The following is a 19,643-nucleotide window of genomic DNA, read 5'->3' as shown; positions in this document are numbered from 1 at the left end:
TTTGCCTCTAATTTTAATTCAAGAATTCAAGCTCCTAAGTTACGATACCAATCCTTCTCAGGCGTTCACCCTGTGCACATCCAGTATATCAGGTACCTTTTTAAGCTGCCTCATCACTTTTTCAAGCTGCTGGGTGTTCTTTATCTCCAGGCTTAAATTTATGAGGGCCTGGCGCACCCTGTTGGTCCTAGCGTTAACAGCCGTCAAGGCTATATCCATATTGGCAAGCGTGCTGGTAATATCGGCCAGGAGCGAATGCCTGTCCCGCGCTATTATCTGTATCTCAGCGTTGTAAGAGGCTTTATCCTCACCCGTCCACTCTACCTCCACCAGCCGGTGCCTTTCTTCAGGGGCAATACTGGCCACGTTCACACAATCAGCCCTGTGCACTGATACCCCTCTGCCCCTTGTAATATACCCTATAATTTTATCGCCTGGCACGGGATTACAGCACCTGGCAATCCTCACCAGTATATTGTCGACGCCCTTCACATGTATACCATTGTCGGCGCGCCTCTTGGGCCTGTCTTCCTTTGCCTGCTTTGCAGCTGCCCCCTCCTCTGACTCGGAGGCAGCCACCTTTTGATACTTCTTGTACTCGTTGATGAGCCTTACCAGCACCTGGCTGGTGGTAAGCCCGCCATAACCGATTGCAGCGTATATATCGTCAATCGAGTGAAACCCGTATTTCTTAAGTATTGGTTCAATCCATTCATTTTTAAGGAGCTGCGACAGGACATACCCCTGCCGCTTTGCCTCTTTCTCCAGCATTTCCTTGCCCTTTATTATGTTTTCCTCACGCCGTTCCTTTTTGAACCACTGTTTGATCTTGTTCTTGGCCTGAGTGGTCTTGACTATTTTAAGCCAGTCACGGCTGGGCCCACGGCTGCTGGGAGAGGTGATGATCTCCACTATATCGCCGGTTTGAAGCTGATAATCTAAAGGAACCAGCTTGCCGTTTACCTTTGCGCCCACGCACTTGTTGCCTATCTCGGTGTGGATGGCATACGCAAAGTCCAGCGGCACTGCTCCCTTTGGCAGGTCAATGACATCGCCCTTGGGCGTGAAGACGAACACCTCATCGCTAAACAGATCTATCTTCAGGGTCTCAACAAATTCCCTAAAATCCTTAAGCTCGTTCTGCCATTCCAAAAGCTGACGTATCCATGACAGCTTTTCGTCAAGGTCGGTTGAAACCTTGCGCCCCTCTTTGTATTTCCAGTGGGCTGCAATCCCGTATTCGGCGGTACGGTGCATATCCCAGGTCCTTATCTGTATCTCAAACAGCTCGCCCCTTGAGTCAATGACGGTGGTATGAAGCGATTGATACATGTTGGGCTTGGGAACAGCTATATAATCCTTAAATCGGCCGGGAATGGGCTTCCAAAGGGTATGAACTATCCCCAGAACCGCATAGCAATCTTTCACCGAATTTACGATAACGCGAATGGCCAGCAAATCATAAATCTCCTCAAAGCTCTTGTGCTGCATGTACATCTTGCGGTAAATGCTGTAAAAATTCTTGGGGCGCCCCTCTATCTCGGCCTCGATGTTCATCTCATTGAGCTTTTTCTTGAGCGTTTGAATGACGTCCTGGATGTATGCCTCTCTCTCTCTTCTCTTGGCGGCAACCTTCTCCACCAGGTCATAATATCCCTTGGGATCGATATAGCGCAGCGATATATCCTCCAGCTCCCACTTTATTTTGAATATCCCCAGCCGGTGAGCGAGGGGAGCATAAATCTCCAGCGTCTCATAGGCCTTTTCGCGCTGCTTTTCCTCATCGACGTACTCAAGGGTCCTTAAGTTGTGCAGCCGGTCGGCAAGCTTGATGATTATAACCCTTATGTCCTTTGCCATGGCCACAAACATCTTTCGCAGGCTTTCCAGCTGCTGCTCCTCCTTGCTCTTGTACTCTATACGGCTGAGCTTTGTAACCCCGTCCACCAGCTTTGCTACATCGGCCCCAAACTCCTCCTCAAGCTGCTGTATGGTCACGCCGGTATCCTCTATGACATCGTGCAGTATGCCGGCCACAACCGTATCGACATCCAAACCAAGCTCCATCAATATAAGGGCCACTTCCACGGGGTGGATAATAAATGGCTCGCCAGACGACCGCTTTTGCCCCTCGTGGGCTTTTGCGGCATAAGCATAGGCCTTGCGGACCTTCTCCAGTCCCTCCTTGCCATACGCCTGCTCGGCTTTGGACTCAAGCTCTGCCACCTTGGCTTCTATTCCATTGCCATTCATTATTCCACCCCCTTTCCACCGTAAATGGAAGTGCCCATTAAGATAAATACAAAGAATGGCTGGTACAGCAAGCACCAACCACCCTTTACTTCTTCATCTCTATGCTCAGTCATCGTAGGTAATCACGGAATACACGTCATACCCTTCCAGCGCCTTTCTACCGTTTAAGTATGACAGCTCTATGACAAACGCCACGCCCGTCACCATCCCACCTAGCTTTTCGACAAGCTTGACAGCCGCCAAAGCAGTGCCACCCGTGGCCAGCAGGTCATCCACCACTACCACCTTCTGCCCGGGCTGAATGGCGTCCTTGTGCATCTCCAGTACATCCGAACCATACTCCAGGCCGTACTCGTATCTGACAGTCTCGGCTGGCAGCTTGCCCGGCTTACGCACCGGCACAAACCCCACCTTTAGAGCGTACGCAACCGGCGCTCCCAGCACAAAACCTCTGGCCTCGGGCCCGACTATAAGTTCAGCCCCCTTGTCCTTGCAAAAAGCCACCAGCGAATCTATCGTGTAGACGTAGGCTTCGCGATCCTTGAGCAAAGTGGTTATGTCCTTAAAGCTTATGCCCGGCTTAGGAAAATCCGGCACCACCCTGATCTTTGACTTCAAGTCCATTCTTACTCCTCCTTTTTGCAGTGGGATTGCAACCCTTCAATCCATGCCCTGTATTTTTGATAAAGCACGCTCTCTGTAAGCTCGCGGCTGCGTGGATTTTGTACGCACTCGACCTTGACATAGGCCTGCTGGCTGTCTATCCTTACAAAGTCCAGCTCTTTAAATACGCCCAGCATCAAGCGCATCTGAAACTCGTTTATATCCTGGCCCGTTGCCTGATTGAACTGCCACACCATCTTGGACACCCCCGGCCACAGGTTTTGGCCCGGACGCCGTGAGTGCAACCATTTGTATAGTGCTACAAAGTGTGGCCTCTCCACGTCCAGCCGCTCAATCACATCTTTGAGCAGCAGCCCCTGGCTATTCCAGCCCTTTATGACGTACACCCTTTCCCTTAAACCTTCCACAAGGTGCAATCGCGGGTACAGAGGAAGCTCCCCTTCAAGCAAAAAGATCCTCCTGTAGTGCCTGAAGAGGACCCTGTCGATCACAGGGGCGAGGAGGATGCCGTTCATCCCCGTCTCCCACATCTCGTGGAAGTATCCGTATGCAAACGCCGTATGTGACATCTCCTCTTCAACCATCAGGTTTAATGCCCACCGTGCTCCTTCCAGGGTGCTTGCCAAAATCAAGTTGCCCACTTTGGATGCCTTAAAGCAGCGCACCGCCTCCTCACAACCCACCTGCTGGAACGCCGGCCATTCCGCTTTGCTCAATTGTTTGCCATTTATGCAATCATTATTATACATAATTTCTTGCAAAAAAGCATCAAAAAATTTAAAATAAAACGGCTCCAGAAAAGCTTCAACGTCATCACGATCATTTAAAACGGCCTGCATGGATTTTACATTGAACTGAATTTTTTTCACGCCACCCCACTCGTTTTCCTCAACCGCGGCAATGATATCCACCTTTTTGCGCCCACCCATCAGATAATCCTTTTTATCGCCCAGCCCAAATCCAATAGCATCCCACAGCCGCTGTCCGGTGGAAACCGACATCTTAAGATGCTTGCCGTCATTCCCAACGGTCCAGCAATTTTCCACTTCAGCGTTGCAAAACAGGAATCTGGGTGGCGGATTTCCCATGCCAAAGGGCTCCAGCTGCTTTAGCTCCTGCACCAGCGACAGCGTAATATCCTGTGGCATCAGCAGCCCATCATGATAATTGCGAGGAATGAACAGCGAATCGTCCATATTGTGATGCGCATAGTTTAAAAGGCGCTGTTTTAACTCCGGGATAGCTTCTCTGGGAATGCTAAAACCCGCAGCCATTTCATGGCCTCCAAACCGAATGAAGAGGTCATCAACGTGTTTTAAAGCGTTGTATATATTAAAGCCTTCAATGCTTCGCGCAGAGCCCACACCTGTATCGCCCTGTAGCGAAATCAATATACAGGGCCGGTAGAACTGCTCGCTAATTTTGGAAGCCGCAATGCCTATGACGCCGGGGTGCCAGCCTTCCCCCTCCTCCCCTTCCAATACGATTATCCATTCAGCGCTGAGGTCACCGTTGTTAATAAGCCTGTCTATACATTCCTCCAACAGGGCATTTTCAATCTGCTGGCGCCTGCTGTTCTCCTCATTAAGCTGCCGCGCAATGCGTGCTGCCTCCTCTTCATCCTGGGTTGTAAGCAGCGAAAAGCCCAGATAGGCCGTTGACATCCTCCCAGCAGCGTTGAGCCTGGGCGCCAGCATAAAAGCTATCCTGTATGCATCAATACTGCCCTGGGCCAGCCCAGCGGCTTTGATCAAAGCCTCAACTCCCAACCGGGGAGATGTGTTTATGCGCTCTATACCTTTGGCCGCCAGTATTCGATTTTCGCCCAGCAAAGGCACCACATCGGCCACCGTACCCAGGGCTATTAGGTCAAGATACTCCTCCAGCGCTTCAGCTCCGCTCATGGCCTGAATCAGTTTGGCGGCCACGCCTACCCCTGCCAGGCTGCAAAAGGGATAAGAGTGGTCGCTGCGGGAGGGGTTGATAACAGCACAGGCACGGGGGAGGTTACCCGGACACCGGTGATGGTCGGTCACTATGACGTCCATGCCCAGTTGCCTGGCCAGCTCAACCTCCTCAACTGCGGTTATGCCGCAATCTACCGTTATGATGAGCTTGGTCCCGCGGGCATAAAGCTGCTCAACGGCCTGGCAATTCATGCCGTACCCTTCTGAATAGCGATCAGGAATGTATACCTCAACATCAGCGCCTTTACCCTTTAAAAACAAATACAGAGCAGATGCCGCGGTGATCCCATCAACATCATAATCCCCGTATATTGCAATACGTTGTCCGCTGCTGATAGCCTTTCGGATTCGCCCTACGGCTGTTGCCATATCGGGCAGCAAAAAAGGGTCATGCAACCCATCCAGAGTGGGGTTGATAAACGAGGCAGCCTGCTGTAAATCGGTGATGCCCCTGTTTACCAGCAATCTGGCCACGACCCTGGAGATCCCTAAGCCATCCTGGATTATCTCTATACATCGTTGCCATTCTGGCGTCTCCTCTACCAGCGGAAGATAAAGCGGCATGACATTTCAGCTCCTCCCGGCAAAAAATAAGGGAGTTCTCCCTCAATAACCGACCAAGAAATCAGCCATAAAAATAACAACAAGAGCTTCCCGAAGGAAGCTCATTCATAACCATTTATAACCATTGCATGATATTACCATCAACAGTCCCCTACCTTTCTCCGTCTCGTATACGAGGCGGTACAAGAGATAACAACTTGGTCAAAATGTAACATGACTATTGGCCCACTCATACCGACCGTCTACAAATCAGTAATTAACCTAGTTTCAACTCTTTAAGATTCAAACCATACTATTTTGCAATTATTTTGCAGTAGCAAGCCTGCGTCGCTCGGCCCTTTCGTTCCATTCAACCCACAGGGGTCCAGCAATAAATATGGTAGAATAGGTTCCCGATATGATACCCACCAAAATGGGTAGGGAAAATTCCTTGATGGATTCAACCCCGAACACATACAAAGCCGTCACCGTAAAGAAGGTGGTGAGAGCGGTATTGATGGTACGTGTAAGCGATTCGTTGATGCTTCTGTTCACTATTTCTGCCTTGGACAAGCTTTTGCCAGACCTCTTCTGGTTCTCGCGTACCCTATCAAAAATTACAATGGTGTCGTTGATGGAATAACCTATTATGGTCAGTACAGCCGCCACAAACGGGCTGTTTATCTGCGTTCTCAACAGTGCAGCAGCTGAAACCATTATAAGCACGTCGTGTACCAAAGCGACAATGGCTGCCACCCCTGACTTGAACTCAAAGCGTATCCCTACGTATATGAGTATAAACACCCATGATATGACGGTGGACAGGATGGCATTGCGCGTAAGGTCCTTTCCTATGGTGGGCCCCACCGTATCAACGTTGAACCTCTCGTCGGTTAAATCATATTTCTCCTTCAAGGCCTCTATCAATTTCTGCTGTATCTCTTTTTGATTTTCCATATACCTCATGCGTATAATGGCATCCTGCTTGTTGTCGCCCACCTGCACCACAGTAGCCTCTATACCCTGGGATGACAATATGCTGCGAATATCATCGGGCGAATAGGGTTTACCGATGTTTACGTATATCACGGTTCCACCCTTGAAATCGATCCCCAGGTTTAAGCCCTGGAAAACCGTGACGGCCAGCCCGGCTATTATTACGACCAGCGAAATGGCAACAAATATCTTGTACTTTGAAACTAAATCTATGTTCATCTCCGTTATTCCCCTCTCATACACCATACAACTTCTTATTTTGCACATTCAAGTCTATGATGAGCCGCAAGACATACTTTGTGAAGACTATGGCCGTAAACATACTCACCACTACGCCCAGCATAAGCGTCTTGGCAAATCCCTGGATGGGGCCTGTCCCAAAATACAAAAGCACCACGCCGGCAATAAGGGTTGTGACGTTGGAATCCAGTATGGCACTGAATGCCTTTGAAAAGCCCGAGTCCAGAGCCGCCCTCATGGTCTTGCCAGCCCTAAGTTCCTCTTTAATCCTTTCGAATATTATCACATTGGCGTCCACCGCCATTCCTATCGATAACACTATACCTGCAATTCCCGGAAGCGTAATGGTAATGCGAGCCAGCACCGTAATCAGCATGACCAGCAGTGCATATAGCACAAGGGCCAAATCGGCAACCAGGCCAGGCAGCCTATAATAGACGAGCATGAATAAGAACACCAGCGAAAGCCCCACTATGCCTGCCAGTATTCCCCTTTCAAGTGCGTTGGCTCCCAGCGTTGCACCAATGGTCCTCACTTCCACCTGCTTGAGCTCAACAGGAAGGGCACCGCTTTCGATCAAATTAGCCAGCTTTTGAGCTTCTTCTATGTCCTTCATGCCCTCGATTACGCCTTGACCATTCGGAATTACCTCATTAACTGTAGGCTGGGATATGGGATTGCCGTCCAGAACGATCTTTATCACCTTGCCAAGATATTTCTCGGTAGCCTCGGCAAATTTTTTGGCACCTTCTGGATGCAGTTCAAAGTGCACAACGGGCTTTTGACCTGTTATATACCCCGGCTTTGCGGTTTTGACATCCTTGCCTGTGATTATTACATCCCCTTCTGGGCCGATAAACTCCAGCACAGCGGGCTTCATCAATATATCAGCCAGCTCCTGCGGATTGTCCACACCCGGTATCTCCACTACAATGCGGTTGGTCCCCTGAGGCGCAATGGTGGCCTCGTGCTGATTGGCTTTGTCAAGCCGGTTGCGCATCACCCGTATTGCGCCTGCTATTTTGTTATCCCTGTCTGGATCACCAGGAGCGATATCGGCCTCATACACCACATAGAGCCCGCCTTTCAGGTCCAATCCCTGCTGTACCCTTTCCCCAAGGGGAACAATCCTGTATATCCCTATTTCAAGGCCGTTCAATGCAATATAACACAGTATGGCAATGCATGCGATTATCAAAAATAGCTTTAAACCGCTTTTCTTTCTCATTCACTGGCCCCCTTTAAAACGAGCTTACTCATCCATTATAATACCTGGCCACCAGACTAGTCAATAACGGAAACAGCGTACAGCCCAATAAAAAACAGCAGTAGCGAACGCCACTGCTGTTTCCCCGCTTACGCCATAATTTATTACAAATGTTCATGCGTCTTGACACAACACGGCTAAAATTATTGCTTCTGGCATGCTTGATTGGCCACAGTGCACGAAGTCTTACAGGCAGACTGGCAAGATGCCTGGCATTCCCCGCAACCGCCATTTTTCAGGCTGTCCTTCAACGTTCCTTTATGTAACGTCTTGATGTGCTTCATATTTTACACGCCTCCTTTACAGCAAATTTATACAATTTTCACCTATTTTTAGTTTTTTGAACTCGAATAATTTTTTTCACGGTAGTAAAAAATCTTTCCATATTTATCAATATGACTCTTTAAAGAATCATTTCTTAATGAATCATAATGGACTATATCGAGTTCTTCATTCTTTCTCTTCTACTCCTTCGCAATTACTGGCTACGCATCACAGCTCTATCTCAATACTCTCTGCGTCGTGACAGTATCTATGCAGCACTCACACCTAAAGCACACCTAAAGTATATAAGATACACCTCTAATTTGTCAATCTTCACAAAGCGTTTTCGCATTTTTACCCTATTCAAGATTTATACCTATGATTCCCCCAATGGCCCCCACTACGATGCCCAACAAAGCATCCGATAAGAGTACGGTATCAAAAGCGTATTTGCCTCCGAATATGGCGCTTATCGCAATGGCCCATACAATATACAGAAACCCTGTCAGCGCACCCTTGAGCCAGCCTCTTGTGCGGCTGCTACGGGCTGCAACGGCACCGCCTAAGGCAATGCTTATTATGCGAATGGCCTGATTTACCGGCGGGATTATAGTCTCCTGCAGATTTGCCAGCTTCATCACTACAGCAAATATCAGAAAACCCACAAGAGTTACTATAACCGCTAGAAGCGAGGCCTTCAATATCATCAGGCCGCTGTATATAACGCTGTTTCTATCGACCTGCACGGAATTCTTTTTGATGCTCCTCATCTTGCTCTCCCCATCCCTTCACATTGCTTTCTCACTTTACTTTTATGCCGTGCAGGTGCAAAGTATGACAAGCAAAAGGGCACAAAAATAAGAAGGCTTTACCCATTCACAAACGACAGATAAAGCCTGAAAAACTAGATACCTATCTGAACAGTTCAATCAATCCGCCGAAATAGGCCTGTCTACGCTGCGGATAGCCCATCTCTCGAGTACCAGCTTCACCTTGTCTGGCCCTACCTCTATGGTAATGATGTCATCGCGGATGCGCACTATCTTCCCGCAAATTCCACCTATGGTAGTGACATTGTCCCCTACTTTCAAAGAGGCCAACATCTCCCTGGTCTCTTTTTCCCGTTTCCTTTGAGGCCTGATAATCATAAAATAAAAGATTACTATCAGCATCACAAAGGGGAGCAAGGATTGAATCAAAAGTGCCGTGGTGCTCGCTTCCTGTGGAGGCATATCCTTCCCTTCCTTTCTAAAAATTAGAATATTACGTCTATTTTCTAAAAACCATATTCACCAAATGTGCTTTCACTCATTCGCTTAAACCGTTAAAGATTCATCATGCTGTCAGAATAAGTATAACACAAAAATCAAATCCTGCCAATTTGCTTTTTATCTTTTTCAGCATTGCCAAAAACAAAATTTCCAAGAACCAGCCTTACTTTAAGCCGTCTATATTTATTCTTCATTATTATACCCGTACTTTTCAAAAAAGCTTTCCCTGTACTCAAGTAGGCGGTCATTCCTTATTGCCTCCCTTATCTCCTCCATAAGCCGTATCAAGAATCTCACGTTGTGAAGGCTGATCAATATGGCAGCCAGTATCTCCCGCGCTTTCACAAGGTGCCTCAAGTAAGCGCGGGAAAAGTTTTTACAGGTGTAACAATCGCATTCGGGATCAAGAGGGCCAAAGTCCCACTGATATGGCGCATTGCGCAGCATCACCTTTCCGCGGCTGGTCATGGCCAAACCCGTCCTGGCCGTCCTGGTGGGAAGCACGCAGTCAAACATGTCCACTCCTCTTATAACCCCTTCGATCAAGCAATCGGGCGAACCCACACCCATCAAATACCTGGGCTTATCCTTTGGCATGGCAGGCGTTATGTGTTCCAGAATCTCGTACATCACCGGCTTAGGCTCACCCACGCTAAGCCCGCCTATGCCGTATCCGGGGAAATCCAGCTCCAGCAGCTGTTCAAGGCTTCTAAGCCTAAGGTCGCGAAAAACGCTGCCTTGAATGATGCCAAAAAGCGCCTGATCCTCCCGCTGGTGAGCGGCCTTGCAGCGTTTAGCCCACCTAGTCGTCCTCTCAACGGCATCTTTCGCAGTTTCATAATCGCAAGGATAGGGCACGCACTCGTCAAAGGCCATTATGATGTCTGCACCCAGCGCATTTTCGATCTCTATGGCCTTTTCAGGGCTTATGAAATGCTTTGAACCATCCAGGTGCGAGCGAAAGTATACCCCCTCATCGGTTATCTCCCTTAAATCGGCCAAGCTGAATACCTGAAAGCCACCACTATCAGTAAGTATGGGCCTGTCCCAGTTCATGAACTTATGCAAGCCACCGGCCTGTCTGATCAGCTCATGTCCCGGCCGCAAATACAGGTGATAAGTATTGGCCAGTATTATCTGGGCATTTATCTCTTTGAGGTCCCTGGGCGTCAAAGCCTTCACCGTAGCCTGAGTGCCTACTGGCATAAATATGGGAGTCTCGAAACTACCGTGAGGGGTATATACTCTGCCCAGCCTTGCACCGGTTTTTGAACACTCCTTTATAACCTCAAACCTAAAGCTCATGTTTCACCTCACACTGCAAAAATTCCAACATCCTTAAATTTTACAAAAAACACGGGCTATACCATATCAAATGTCAAAGCATATTAATAAAACACTTTCAAAGTATCAGCATGGCATCCCCAAAGCTGAAGAAGCGGTATCTCTCCTTTATGGCCTCCTGATACACCCTGAGTATCTCTTCACGGCTGCACATAGCGCTCACCAGCATGAGCAGGGTAGACTTAGGTAGATGGAAATTGGTGATGAGCGCATCCACCACCTTGAACTTATAGCCCGGGTAGATGAACAGGTCAGTACAACCCCTTTCGGTTGGATGCACCCTTCCGCTGTCATCAGCCGAAGATTCAAGGGCCCTTGTGGAAGTGGTCCCCACTGCAATCACGCGACCACCTCTTTCCTTAGTCTCATTTATGATCCGTGCGGCCTCCTCGCTGATCCTGTAATACTCCTCGTGCATCCGGTGTTGCTCTACATTGTCCACTTTCACGGGACGGAAAGTCCCCAGACCCACATGAAGGGTTATCCTGACGATATTCACCCTCGAAGCCTGGATTTTCTCAAGCAGCGGGATAGTAAAATGAAGTCCTGCAGTGGGCGCTGCCACTGACCCGCGATGCTTAGCATACACGGTCTGGTACCGTTCAGGGTCATCTATTTGCTTTCGAATGTAGGGCGGAAGCGGCACAATTCCCACCTTGTCTAGAATCTCGTTGAAGACGCCCTCATATTGAAACTCCACTATACGGCCACCTTCAGGAGTCCTGTCAAGGACTCTAGCCTCAAGCAGCCCATCTCCAAACACGAAAACAGAACCTATTTGCGCCCTTCGGCCAGGTTTCACCAAAACTTCCCATCGTTTATCGTCTATTTGATTGAGCAACACAAACTCAATTTTACCGCCGGTATCGGCCCGCCTGCCCAGGAGCCGTGCCGGAATTACCCGCGTATCGTTGATGACCAAGCAGTCGCCTTTGTACAAATACTCTACTATATCCTTAAATATCCTGTGTTCGATTTTGCCGGTATCGCGATGATAAACCAGCAGGCGTGACTCATCCCGTTTTTCTGCCGGCGATTGGGCTATCAGCTCCTCTGGGAGGTAATAATCAAAATCTTCTACCTTCAACTTGCTACCTCACCTTCACTTCCTATTTCGTATATTTATTGTTTCCAGCCTCAATAATTAATAATTGACTTTGTTGCAAACTTAATCTGCGGAGTGTTCGCTTGATAAAGTAACGCTTCACCTTACAATTTTCGCTTACTGGTCATTTTTGATTCAAAATTGCTGCGGTATCAAGCGACTTTTTTGCGGTTGCACTTTCGCAAATTTCGTTTTGAGCAGCAAAATAAACTTTTTACACTAAAATAAACTCATAATTATATCTCAAAAGGATTAAGACTCCTTGTCGGCACCAGCCAATACCTGTATAACACATTATATCATCAATATCATCATATCATCCTTTGCTGCTCCTGATAAGGGATTTTTAAGTGGCGGTAGGCAAGGGGTGTGACCACCCTGCCGCGAGGGGTACGGGCAATAAACCCCATCTGAAGCAGGAATGGCTCGTACACGTCCTCGATGGTGGTGCTTTCCTCGCCGGTTGAGGCAGCCAGCGTATCCAGCCCCACCGGCCCACCGTTATACTTTTCGATGATGGTCCTTAAAATCTTTCGGTCAACCTCATCCAGGCCCACCGAATCCACTTCAAGCAGATCAAGAGCCTCCCTGGCAACATCTTGGGTGATTACCCCATCGGCCTTGATCTGCGCAAAATCCCTCACTCGCTTGAGCAGGCGATTTGCAACCCGGGGCGTACCGCGGGACCGTGCAGCAATCTCCCGGGCTCCCTCGGGGTCTATTGGAATCCCCAGGATACCAGCCGACCGAATGACTATCCTGGTCAGCTCTTCAGTGGTATAAAGCTCCAGGCGGTGTATCACCCCGAAACGATCCCTGAGTGGAGAAGTCAGCATCCCCGCCCTGGTGGTAGCCCCCACCAGCGTAAACTTAGGAAGGTCAAGGCGTATCGAACGGGCACTGGGGCCTTTACCTATTATGATGTCCAGAGCAAAGTCCTCCATGGCCGGATAGAGGATTTCCTCAACGCTCCTGCTCAACCTGTGAATCTCATCTATGAACAGCACGTCGCCGTCGCTTAGGTTGGTGAGTATGGCTGCCAGGTCTCCCGGCCTTTCTATGGCCGGGCCGGAGGTTATGCGGATGCCCACCCCCATCTCGTTGGCGATTATGGAAGCCAGCGTGGTCTTGCCTAATCCAGGGGGTCCATACAGCAAAACATGGTCTAAAGGCTCGCCCCTTTTCAAGGCAGCCTGTATAAATATCCTGAGCTGCTCCTTTACCTTTTCCTGACCTATGTATTCATCAAGGGTCCTGGGCCTTAAGGTCTGCTCAACCTCGCTATCCTCATGAAGCTTCATGGAAGTCACGATCCTATTTTCCTGCTCGGCCAATGCATTCACCCCTACCTTCTATCCAGGGCTTTCAACGCCAGCTTCACCAGAGTTGCGGTATCCTGCGCCTGACTCTTTACCATATCCACAGCGCGCTGAGCCTCAACAGCTTGATATCCCAGCGCCATCAGCGCCTGCAGCGCCTCCTTTTCTATCCCTTGCGCAGCAACCACTTCATCGTCCACCATCGGAGAGCTCTCCACCACTTCCCTGTCAATCTTTTCCCTCAATTCCAATATGACTCTCTGTGCCGTCTTTTTACCGATACCCGGGGCAGCGCTCAAAGCCTTTACATCTCCGGTGGCAATTGCCAGAGCCAGCTGAGTGGACGACAAAGCCGAGAGCATGGAAATCGCGGCTTTGGGCCCTATGCCCGATACCGATATGAGCTTTTCAAACAACAGTTTGTCCTCGCGGTTTAAAAAGCCATACAGCTCCATGCTGTCCTGCCGGACGTTGAGGTGCACATACAGCCTAACCTCATTTCCTCTGGAAGGCAGTTTGGACGCCACAGAAGATGGAACGATTATATGAAACCCAATACCCTGAACATCCAGCACCACATGCTGTGGCCCAACTTCTACAAGCGTACCGTTCAAATAAGCAAACATACCATCTCTCCTATCGAAAACTCTCCTCTCAAAAGCATACTTTTCAGTGCTCCTCTTTCACAGACTGCAAGGCATATAGATGTTTATATGCGATTTAATCCTTACATTTATTTTTCATACATTGAAAAGCCAGCCCTTTCCATTTTGTCTTTCAGGACTGCCGAATGAATGTGGCATATCGACACAGCCAGGGCATCGGCGGCATCATCCGGCTTTGGTACACACGGCAAATTAAGCAGCATCCTGACCATCTGCTGCACCTGCTGTTTGGAGGCCCTGCCGTAGCCCACCACCGCCTGTTTGACCTGCAAGGGAGTATACTCGTACACTTCAAGCCCTTTGAGGGCGGCAGCCAGCACGGCCACCCCTCTGGCATGGCCTATGGCAAGGGCCGTCTTGACGTTTTTGTTGAAAAATAGCTCCTCCACAGCCACTGCTTGAGGGATATAGCGATCTATAAGCTCACATACCGAATCAAAGATGGCTACAAGACGATGAGGCGTGTCCATATCGGATGGCGTATTCACAACTCCGTAGTCGATGACCTTCAAGGAATTGCCATCCTGCTTGACCAACCCATAGCCCAGAATGGCCATCCCCGGATCTATTCCAAGCACTAGCATAAATCCACTCCAAAATAATATTTGTAGCGCACTATTGCCACACATTATCAAATGCGCTATAGTAATATTATGATTTTTTCGGCTCTGTGTCAACCACAACTGTTGGATTGCAATCCTCCCCTGTACAAATCCACAGGGAAAATTCGAATTGCAGCGCCTACACTAATGAGTTATTGCATAAATATACGATTTTCTGTATAATTATTGAAAATAAACAAACGGAGGTTGAAGCACATGGCTGAAAAGCAGAAAGTGGTACTGGCCTACTCCGGAGGGCTGGATACATCCATCATAATTCCCTGGCTCAAAGAGAATTTTGACTACGAAGTGATAGCAATGGTAGGCGACGTAGGACAGGGTGAAGAGCTGGAACCTTTAAGGGAAAAGGCCATCAAGAGCGGTGCCAGCAAGGTCTATATAGAGGACCTAAAAAAGGAATTCGTAGAAGACTTCATATTCCCCACCCTGAAAGCAGGCGCGATATACGAAGGCAAGTACCTGCTGGGCACATCTTTTGCACGACCGGTTATTGCCAAGCGCCTCGTAGAGATAGCCGAAAAGGAAGGCGCAGTGGCGGTAGCCCACGGAGCCACCGGCAAGGGCAATGACCAGGTGAGGTTCGAGCTGACCATTAAAGCATTAAATCCACACCTTAAAATCATAGCCCCCTGGCGAATGTGGAATATAAAATCAAGGGAGGACGCGATAGATTACGCCCGTGCACGAAACATCCCTGTACCGGTTACCAAAGAGCATCCCTACAGCATGGATCGAAATCTGTGGCACCTCAGCCATGAGGGTGGCGACCTGGAAGACCCGTGGAATGAACCAGGGGATCATGTTTATCTCATATGCACACCTCCTCATAAGGCCCCAGATGAGCCCGAATATGTGGAGATAGAATTTGAAAAGGGCACTCCCGTAAAGGTCAACGGCAGCAGGTACGACAGCGTAGAGCTTATACAGAGGTTAAACGAAATAGGCGCCAGGCACGGAATTGGAATAGTAGATATAGTGGAAAACCGCCTGGTAGGCATAAAATCCAGAGGGGTATACGAGACCCCCGGTGGAACTATACTCTATACAGCTCACGGCATACTCGAGAGCATCACGCTGGACCGCGATACCCTACACTACAAACAGCATGTAGCCCTCAAGTTTGCAGAGCTGGTATACGACGGAAAGTGGTACACGCCTCTTAGAAAGGCATTGTCGGCCTTTGTAGACAGCACACAGGAAAACGTAACCGGCCGTGTACGGCTCAAGCTGTATAAAGGAAATTGCATACCCGCTGGGGTTGAATCGCCACACTCCCTGTATGATAAAGAGCTGGCCACCTTCGGAGAAGACAGCGTATACAACCAGAAAGACGCAGAAGGCTTTATCAATTTGTTCGGGCTTCCGCTTAAAGTTCAGGCACTTTTAAGGGAAAAGAGAAAGGGTCTTGATTCATGAAGCTATGGGGCGGACGCTTTGAGAAGGAGACCAGCAGGGAGGTAGACGACTTTCACTCCTCCATCCACTTTGACCACCGCCTATACAGGCAGGACATACTGGGCAGCATAGCCCATGCCACAATGCTGGGCAAGCAGGGGATTATATCTCCCCAGGAGGCAAAAGCCATCTGCGATGGGCTGAGACAGATACTGAAAGACATCGAAGAGGGTAAGGTGACTTTCAGCATCACCAGCGAAGACATACACATGAATATAGAATCGTTACTCATCGAAAGGATAGGAGAGGTTGGGAAAAAGCTGCACACGGCCAGAAGCCGCAATGACCAAGTGGCACTGGACACCAGGATGTACACCAAAGAAGCCATTGATGAGATAATAAAGCTCCTCCTGGCGCTTGAAGAACAGCTACTCACCCTCGCGGATAGGCACAGGGAGACCATCATGCCGGGTTATACCCACCTTCAAAAAGCTCAGCCGGTTACGCTGGGGCACCACCTAATGGCATACTTTGAGATGTTTCGTCGCGATATAGAGCGGCTGAAAGACGCGTTGAAAAGAGTGGATGTAATGCCTCTGGGCTCGGGGGCCCTGGCCGGGACCACCTACCCGCTTGACAGGCATTACGTAGCACAGCAGCTGGGTTTTTCCAGCATATCGCGCAACAGTATGGATGCCGTTGCCGACAGGGATTTCGTGCTGGAATTCTTAAGCTGTGCGTCCATAATAATGATGCATTTGAGCCGGTTTTGCGAGGAGCTCATACTGTGGTCCACCGATGAATTCAAGTTCATCGAGATGGACGACTCTTACAGCACGGGGAGCAGCATAATGCCGCAGAAGAAAAACCCCGACGTGGCCGAGCTGATACGCGGAAAAACCGGCAGGGTATACGGCGACTTGGTGGCATTGCTTACGACTATGAAGGGACTTCCGCTGGCCTATAACAAGGACATGCAGGAAGACAAGGAGGCCCTCTTCGATGCCGTAGACACCGTCAAAAGCTGCCTTTCGGTGTTTACCGGCATGCTCAAGACCATAAAGGTGTATCCTGAAAACATGCTCAAACAAGCCGCAAGGGGATTCATCAACGCCACCGATGCAGCCGATTACCTGGTGACCAAGGGCGTTCCATTCCGCGATGCCCACCACATAGTGGGAAGAGTGGTGCTTTACTGCATACAAAACGGCAAAGTTCTGGAGGAATTGACATTAGAAGAATACCGGCAGTTTTCTGACAAGTTTGACCAGGATATCTATGATGCAATATCGCTCAAAAACTGCGTAAGCCGCAGGAATCTGCCGGGCGGCCCTGCTCCCGCCGCCGTCTCGCAGGCCATTGAAGAAGCTCGCAAATGGTTTGAGCAGCAAAAATAAAAGGGCGCAAATAAGCGCCCTTTAATCATCATTCCCTTATCTGTCCGTTGCCGTATATTACATACTTGATGGTGGTAAGCTCCTTAAGCCCCATGGGGCCCCGGGCGTGCAGCTTCTGCGTGCTTATGCCTATCTCCGCCCCAAAGCCAAACTCGAATCCGTCGGTAAAGCGCGTCGACGCATTGACATAAACGGCAGCAGCATCCACTTCATCCAAAAATTTTTGGGCCTTAAAATAGTTAGAGGTGACGATAGCCTCAGAGTGGCCCGTTCCGTGCAGCTCTATATGGCGTATGGCCTCGTCAACCCCGTCCACCACCTTGACAGCCAGTATATAGTCCAGGTATTCGGTATCCCAATCCTCCGGAGTAGCAGGCACGGCATCGGGAATAATCTCCAGTGTCTTTTCACATCCACGAATCTCGACACCCTTCTCGCGCAAAGCTTTAACCGCCTTGGGCAAAAACTCGGCCGCAATCCTTTTATCCACCAACAGCGTTTCAGCAGCGTTGCAAACCCCCGGCCTCTGCGTCTTGGCATTTACTATGATTTTCACCGCCATGTCCTGATCGCATTCGCCGTCCACATATACGTGGCAGTTGCCCACTCCCGTTTCGATGACGGGTACGGTGGCTTCCTCAACCACGGCTTTTATAAGCCCGGCACCGCCTCTGGGAATGAGCACATCCACCAATCCGTTTAAACGCATGAGCTGCCGTGCACTGGCCCGATCAGTATCCTCGATGAGCTGAATGGCCCCTTCAGGAATGCCAGCTTCATAAGCTGCCTGGGCCAAGACTTTCACGATGGCCTTGTTGGATTGAATGGCCTCAGAACCCCCGCGGAGTATGACTGCATTGCCGGTCTTAAGGCACAATCCAGCTGCATCGGCCGTCACATTGGGCCTGGACTCGTATATGATTCCTATAACGCCCAATGGCACCCTGCGCTGCCCGATGAGCAAGCCGTTTGGCCGCCGCCACATGGCCACTACCTCTCCCACCGGGTCTGGGAGTGATTTCACCACCCTGAGCCCATCGGCCATATCCTTTATGCGCTTTTCATTGAGGGTCAAGCGATCAACAAAAGCCTTGGGTTTGCCGTTTCGTACAGCTGCCTCCACATCGGGTTTATTGGCCTGGATGAGAAAATCGGTTTGATCCTCAAGGGCCTGAGCCATCATCTCCAGTGCCTTGTCCTTAACGCTGGATGATAGCTTGGCCAGCTGGGCAGCAGCTGCCTTGGCCTTTTTGGCCTTCTCCAGCACTTCGCTCATCTTCATCCTCCTCTCCGTTAGGGACAAAAATGGTCCCCACAGGCTCTCCATTTATGATCCTGCATATGTTGTAGGGGTTGTCCCCGTTTGCGATGACCATGGGTATGCCGTGGCTGTTGCATATCCTGGCAGCAGCCAGCTTTGTTATCATTCCACCGGTGCCGAAGCTGTTGTCGGTGTTCTGACAGTTCTGCTCGATCTGGCGGGTTATGCCGTAGACAACCGGGATGAGCTTTGCGTCGGGATGGCGTTTGGGATTTTTGTCATACAATCCATCTATATCCGAAAGCAGTATCAAAAGGTCTGCCCTCACAAGCACTGCCACCACTGCCGACAGCGTATCGTTGTCCCCGAACTCGATCTCCTCGGTGGCTACTGTATCGTTCTCATTTACTATGGGAATGCTTCCGTACCTGAACAGGGTATTGAAAGTGTTAATGGCATTGAGCTTTCTCTCCTCATTCTCTATTACATCCTTGGTAAGCAGGATCTGAGAGGCTATTTGGCCGTACTCGCTAAACAGCTTTGAATACACATGCATCAAATTAACCTGGCCTATGGCAGCCAGGGCCTGCTTCTCCGGCAGCGATTCCGGCTTCTTTTTAAGCCCCATCCTGGAACACCCTACGCCTATGGCACCAGAGGTGACCAGCACTACATTCTTGTTCTCGTTTTTCAAGTCCGACAAGGCACGGACCAGCTTTTCAACCACCAGCAGGTTTATAGTGCCATTGTGGTGAGTAATGGTGGATGTTCCCACCTTTACCACAACGGTTTTAGCGTTTTTTATCTTTTCTATGACGCCCTTTGCATCCTTGGACTTTACTTTGTTGCTCACACAGCCTGTTTCCCCGGCTATTTCCTCATCCTTCTTCTCCTCTACAACATCCCCCATATTGCTTACCCCTTCTTTTAAATTAATTTGGTTCTACTGTAAAAAAATCCATTTTACTGCTAAAAACGAAATTTGCCTGAAGTTAAGATATAGATTAAGCTGCAAAAATCAAGCCATCTTGACCTGGTAGCAACTGAGAAATAGGCAAACTGTATCGTACAAAGCCCTTCCAAAAATATCATTATGTCAGCAGGCTATT

At 49.4% G+C, this 19,643-nt stretch carries 17 protein-coding genes; 2 read left to right on the top strand and 15 right to left on the bottom strand.

What is annotated here, in order from left to right; all coding sequences use genetic code 11:
* Nucleotides 1–57: 57 nt before the first annotated feature.
* From KVG29_RS02735 to ruvC, 13 genes are all read right to left on the bottom strand, one after another.
* Nucleotides 58–2,253, bottom strand: a complete 2,196-nt coding sequence (locus KVG29_RS02735) for a RelA/SpoT family protein (RefSeq protein WP_252226319.1) — start codon at nt 2,251–2,253, stop codon at nt 58–60.
* A gap of 105 nt (nt 2,254–2,358) precedes the next feature.
* A complete protein-coding gene (locus KVG29_RS02730) occupies nt 2,359–2,877 on the bottom strand; it encodes an adenine phosphoribosyltransferase (protein ID WP_252226317.1) in 519 nt (172 codons plus the stop codon).
* Between the two features lie 2 nt (nt 2,878–2,879).
* The gene (gene recJ, locus KVG29_RS02725; protein ID WP_252226314.1) at nt 2,880–5,408 is read right to left on the bottom strand and encodes a single-stranded-DNA-specific exonuclease RecJ; all 2,529 of its coding nucleotides are present in this window, start codon (nt 5,406–5,408) and stop codon (nt 2,880–2,882) included.
* Nucleotides 5,409–5,711: 303 nt separating this feature from the next.
* Nucleotides 5,712–6,602, bottom strand: coding sequence for a protein translocase subunit SecF (gene secF, locus KVG29_RS02720; RefSeq protein ID WP_252226312.1), 891 nt, complete (start codon nt 6,600–6,602; stop codon nt 5,712–5,714).
* 16 nt (nt 6,603–6,618) lie between these two features.
* Nucleotides 6,619–7,851, bottom strand: coding sequence for a protein translocase subunit SecD (secD, locus tag KVG29_RS02715; RefSeq protein ID WP_252226311.1), 1,233 nt, complete (start codon nt 7,849–7,851; stop codon nt 6,619–6,621).
* A 182-nt stretch (nt 7,852–8,033) separates the two neighbouring features.
* Nucleotides 8,034–8,174 carry a six-cysteine ranthipeptide SCIFF gene (gene scfA / locus KVG29_RS02710; RefSeq protein ID WP_252226309.1) on the bottom strand — a complete coding sequence of 47 codons (141 nt, stop codon included), beginning with the start codon at nt 8,172–8,174 and terminating at the stop codon, nt 8,034–8,036.
* A gap of 339 nt (nt 8,175–8,513) precedes the next feature.
* On the bottom strand, nt 8,514–8,924 hold the full coding sequence (locus KVG29_RS02705; protein WP_252226306.1) for a TIGR04086 family membrane protein: 411 nt from the start codon (nt 8,922–8,924) through the stop codon (nt 8,514–8,516).
* Nucleotides 8,925–9,083: 159 nt separating this feature from the next.
* Entirely contained in the window at nt 9,084–9,386 is a 303-nt protein-coding gene (gene yajC / locus KVG29_RS02700) for a preprotein translocase subunit YajC (RefSeq protein WP_252226305.1), read from the bottom strand.
* Nucleotides 9,387–9,608: 222 nt separating this feature from the next.
* A complete protein-coding gene (gene tgt / locus KVG29_RS02695; protein ID WP_252226304.1) occupies nt 9,609–10,730 on the bottom strand; it encodes a tRNA guanosine(34) transglycosylase Tgt in 1,122 nt (373 codons plus the stop codon).
* 97 nt (nt 10,731–10,827) lie between these two features.
* Nucleotides 10,828–11,856: a tRNA preQ1(34) S-adenosylmethionine ribosyltransferase-isomerase QueA gene (queA, locus tag KVG29_RS02690; protein ID WP_252226303.1), complete on the bottom strand. Its 1,029-nt coding sequence runs from the start codon at nt 11,854–11,856 to the stop codon at nt 10,828–10,830.
* 329 nt (nt 11,857–12,185) lie between these two features.
* Nucleotides 12,186–13,175 (bottom strand): Holliday junction branch migration DNA helicase RuvB, encoded by a 990-nt coding sequence (gene ruvB / locus KVG29_RS02685; RefSeq protein ID WP_252226472.1) that lies wholly within the window; start codon nt 13,173–13,175, stop codon nt 12,186–12,188.
* A 44-nt stretch (nt 13,176–13,219) separates the two neighbouring features.
* Nucleotides 13,220–13,819: a Holliday junction branch migration protein RuvA gene (gene ruvA / locus KVG29_RS02680; RefSeq protein ID WP_252226302.1), complete on the bottom strand. Its 600-nt coding sequence runs from the start codon at nt 13,817–13,819 to the stop codon at nt 13,220–13,222.
* A gap of 107 nt (nt 13,820–13,926) precedes the next feature.
* On the bottom strand, nt 13,927–14,442 hold the full coding sequence (ruvC, locus tag KVG29_RS02675; protein ID WP_252226301.1) for a crossover junction endodeoxyribonuclease RuvC: 516 nt from the start codon (nt 14,440–14,442) through the stop codon (nt 13,927–13,929).
* 234 nt (nt 14,443–14,676) lie between these two features.
* Here ruvC and KVG29_RS02670 point away from each other — a divergent pair, with 234 nt between their 5' ends.
* Nucleotides 14,677–15,897 (top strand): argininosuccinate synthase, encoded by a 1,221-nt coding sequence (locus KVG29_RS02670; protein WP_252226300.1) that lies wholly within the window; start codon nt 14,677–14,679, stop codon nt 15,895–15,897.
* Complete coding sequence (gene argH / locus KVG29_RS02665) at nt 15,894–17,273, top strand: argininosuccinate lyase (protein ID WP_252226298.1); 1,380 nt, start codon at nt 15,894–15,896, stop codon at nt 17,271–17,273. The genes KVG29_RS02670 and argH overlap by 4 nt, the downstream gene beginning before the upstream one ends.
* Before the next feature lie 28 nt (nt 17,274–17,301).
* On the opposite strand, the gene KVG29_RS02660 is transcribed toward argH, so the two are convergent.
* Nucleotides 17,302–18,549, bottom strand: a complete 1,248-nt coding sequence (locus KVG29_RS02660) for a glutamate-5-semialdehyde dehydrogenase (RefSeq protein WP_252226296.1) — start codon at nt 18,547–18,549, stop codon at nt 17,302–17,304.
* Entirely contained in the window at nt 18,473–19,444 is a 972-nt protein-coding gene (proB, locus tag KVG29_RS02655; protein ID WP_252226295.1) for a glutamate 5-kinase, read from the bottom strand. The genes KVG29_RS02660 and proB overlap by 77 nt, the downstream gene beginning before the upstream one ends.
* Nucleotides 19,445–19,643 lie beyond the last annotated feature (199 nt).

The sequence above is a fragment of the Caldicoprobacter algeriensis genome (genome assembly GCF_023838525.1).
In the GTDB taxonomy this organism is placed as follows: Bacteria; Bacillota; Clostridia; order Caldicoprobacterales; family Caldicoprobacteraceae; genus Caldicoprobacter; species Caldicoprobacter algeriensis.
This window is presented reverse-complemented; position numbering and strand designations above follow the sequence as displayed.

Excerpts from the sequence above, each read along its gene's own strand:
- scfA (WP_252226309.1), bottom strand. The coding sequence starts at position 8,174 with ATGAAGCACATCAAGACGTTACATAAAGGAACGTTGAAGGACAGCCTG.
- KVG29_RS02660 (WP_252226296.1), bottom strand. The coding sequence starts at position 18,549 with ATGAGCGAAGTGCTGGAGAAGGCCAAAAAGGCCAAGGCAGCTGCTGCC.
- recJ (WP_252226314.1), bottom strand. The coding sequence starts at position 5,408 with ATGCCGCTTTATCTTCCGCTGGTAGAGGAGACGCCAGAATGGCAACGA.
- yajC (WP_252226305.1), bottom strand. The coding sequence starts at position 9,386 with ATGCCTCCACAGGAAGCGAGCACCACGGCACTTTTGATTCAATCCTTG.
- ruvA (WP_252226302.1), bottom strand. The coding sequence starts at position 13,819 with ATGTTTGCTTATTTGAACGGTACGCTTGTAGAAGTTGGGCCACAGCAT.
- ruvB (WP_252226472.1), bottom strand. The coding sequence starts at position 13,175 with ATGAAGCTTCATGAGGATAGCGAGGTTGAGCAGACCTTAAGGCCCAGG.
- tgt (WP_252226304.1), bottom strand. The coding sequence starts at position 10,730 with ATGAGCTTTAGGTTTGAGGTTATAAAGGAGTGTTCAAAAACCGGTGCA.
- secF (WP_252226312.1), bottom strand. The coding sequence starts at position 6,602 with ATGAACATAGATTTAGTTTCAAAGTACAAGATATTTGTTGCCATTTCG.
- KVG29_RS02670 (WP_252226300.1), top strand. The coding sequence starts at position 14,677 with ATGGCTGAAAAGCAGAAAGTGGTACTGGCCTACTCCGGAGGGCTGGAT.
- KVG29_RS02730 (WP_252226317.1), bottom strand. The coding sequence starts at position 2,877 with ATGGACTTGAAGTCAAAGATCAGGGTGGTGCCGGATTTTCCTAAGCCG.
- secD (WP_252226311.1), bottom strand. The coding sequence starts at position 7,851 with ATGAGAAAGAAAAGCGGTTTAAAGCTATTTTTGATAATCGCATGCATT.
- KVG29_RS02705 (WP_252226306.1), bottom strand. The coding sequence starts at position 8,924 with ATGAGGAGCATCAAAAAGAATTCCGTGCAGGTCGATAGAAACAGCGTT.
- KVG29_RS02735 (WP_252226319.1), bottom strand. The coding sequence starts at position 2,253 with ATGAATGGCAATGGAATAGAAGCCAAGGTGGCAGAGCTTGAGTCCAAA.
- ruvC (WP_252226301.1), bottom strand. The coding sequence starts at position 14,442 with ATGCTAGTGCTTGGAATAGATCCGGGGATGGCCATTCTGGGCTATGGG.
- argH (WP_252226298.1), top strand. The coding sequence starts at position 15,894 with ATGAAGCTATGGGGCGGACGCTTTGAGAAGGAGACCAGCAGGGAGGTA.
- proB (WP_252226295.1), bottom strand. The coding sequence starts at position 19,444 with ATGGGGGATGTTGTAGAGGAGAAGAAGGATGAGGAAATAGCCGGGGAA.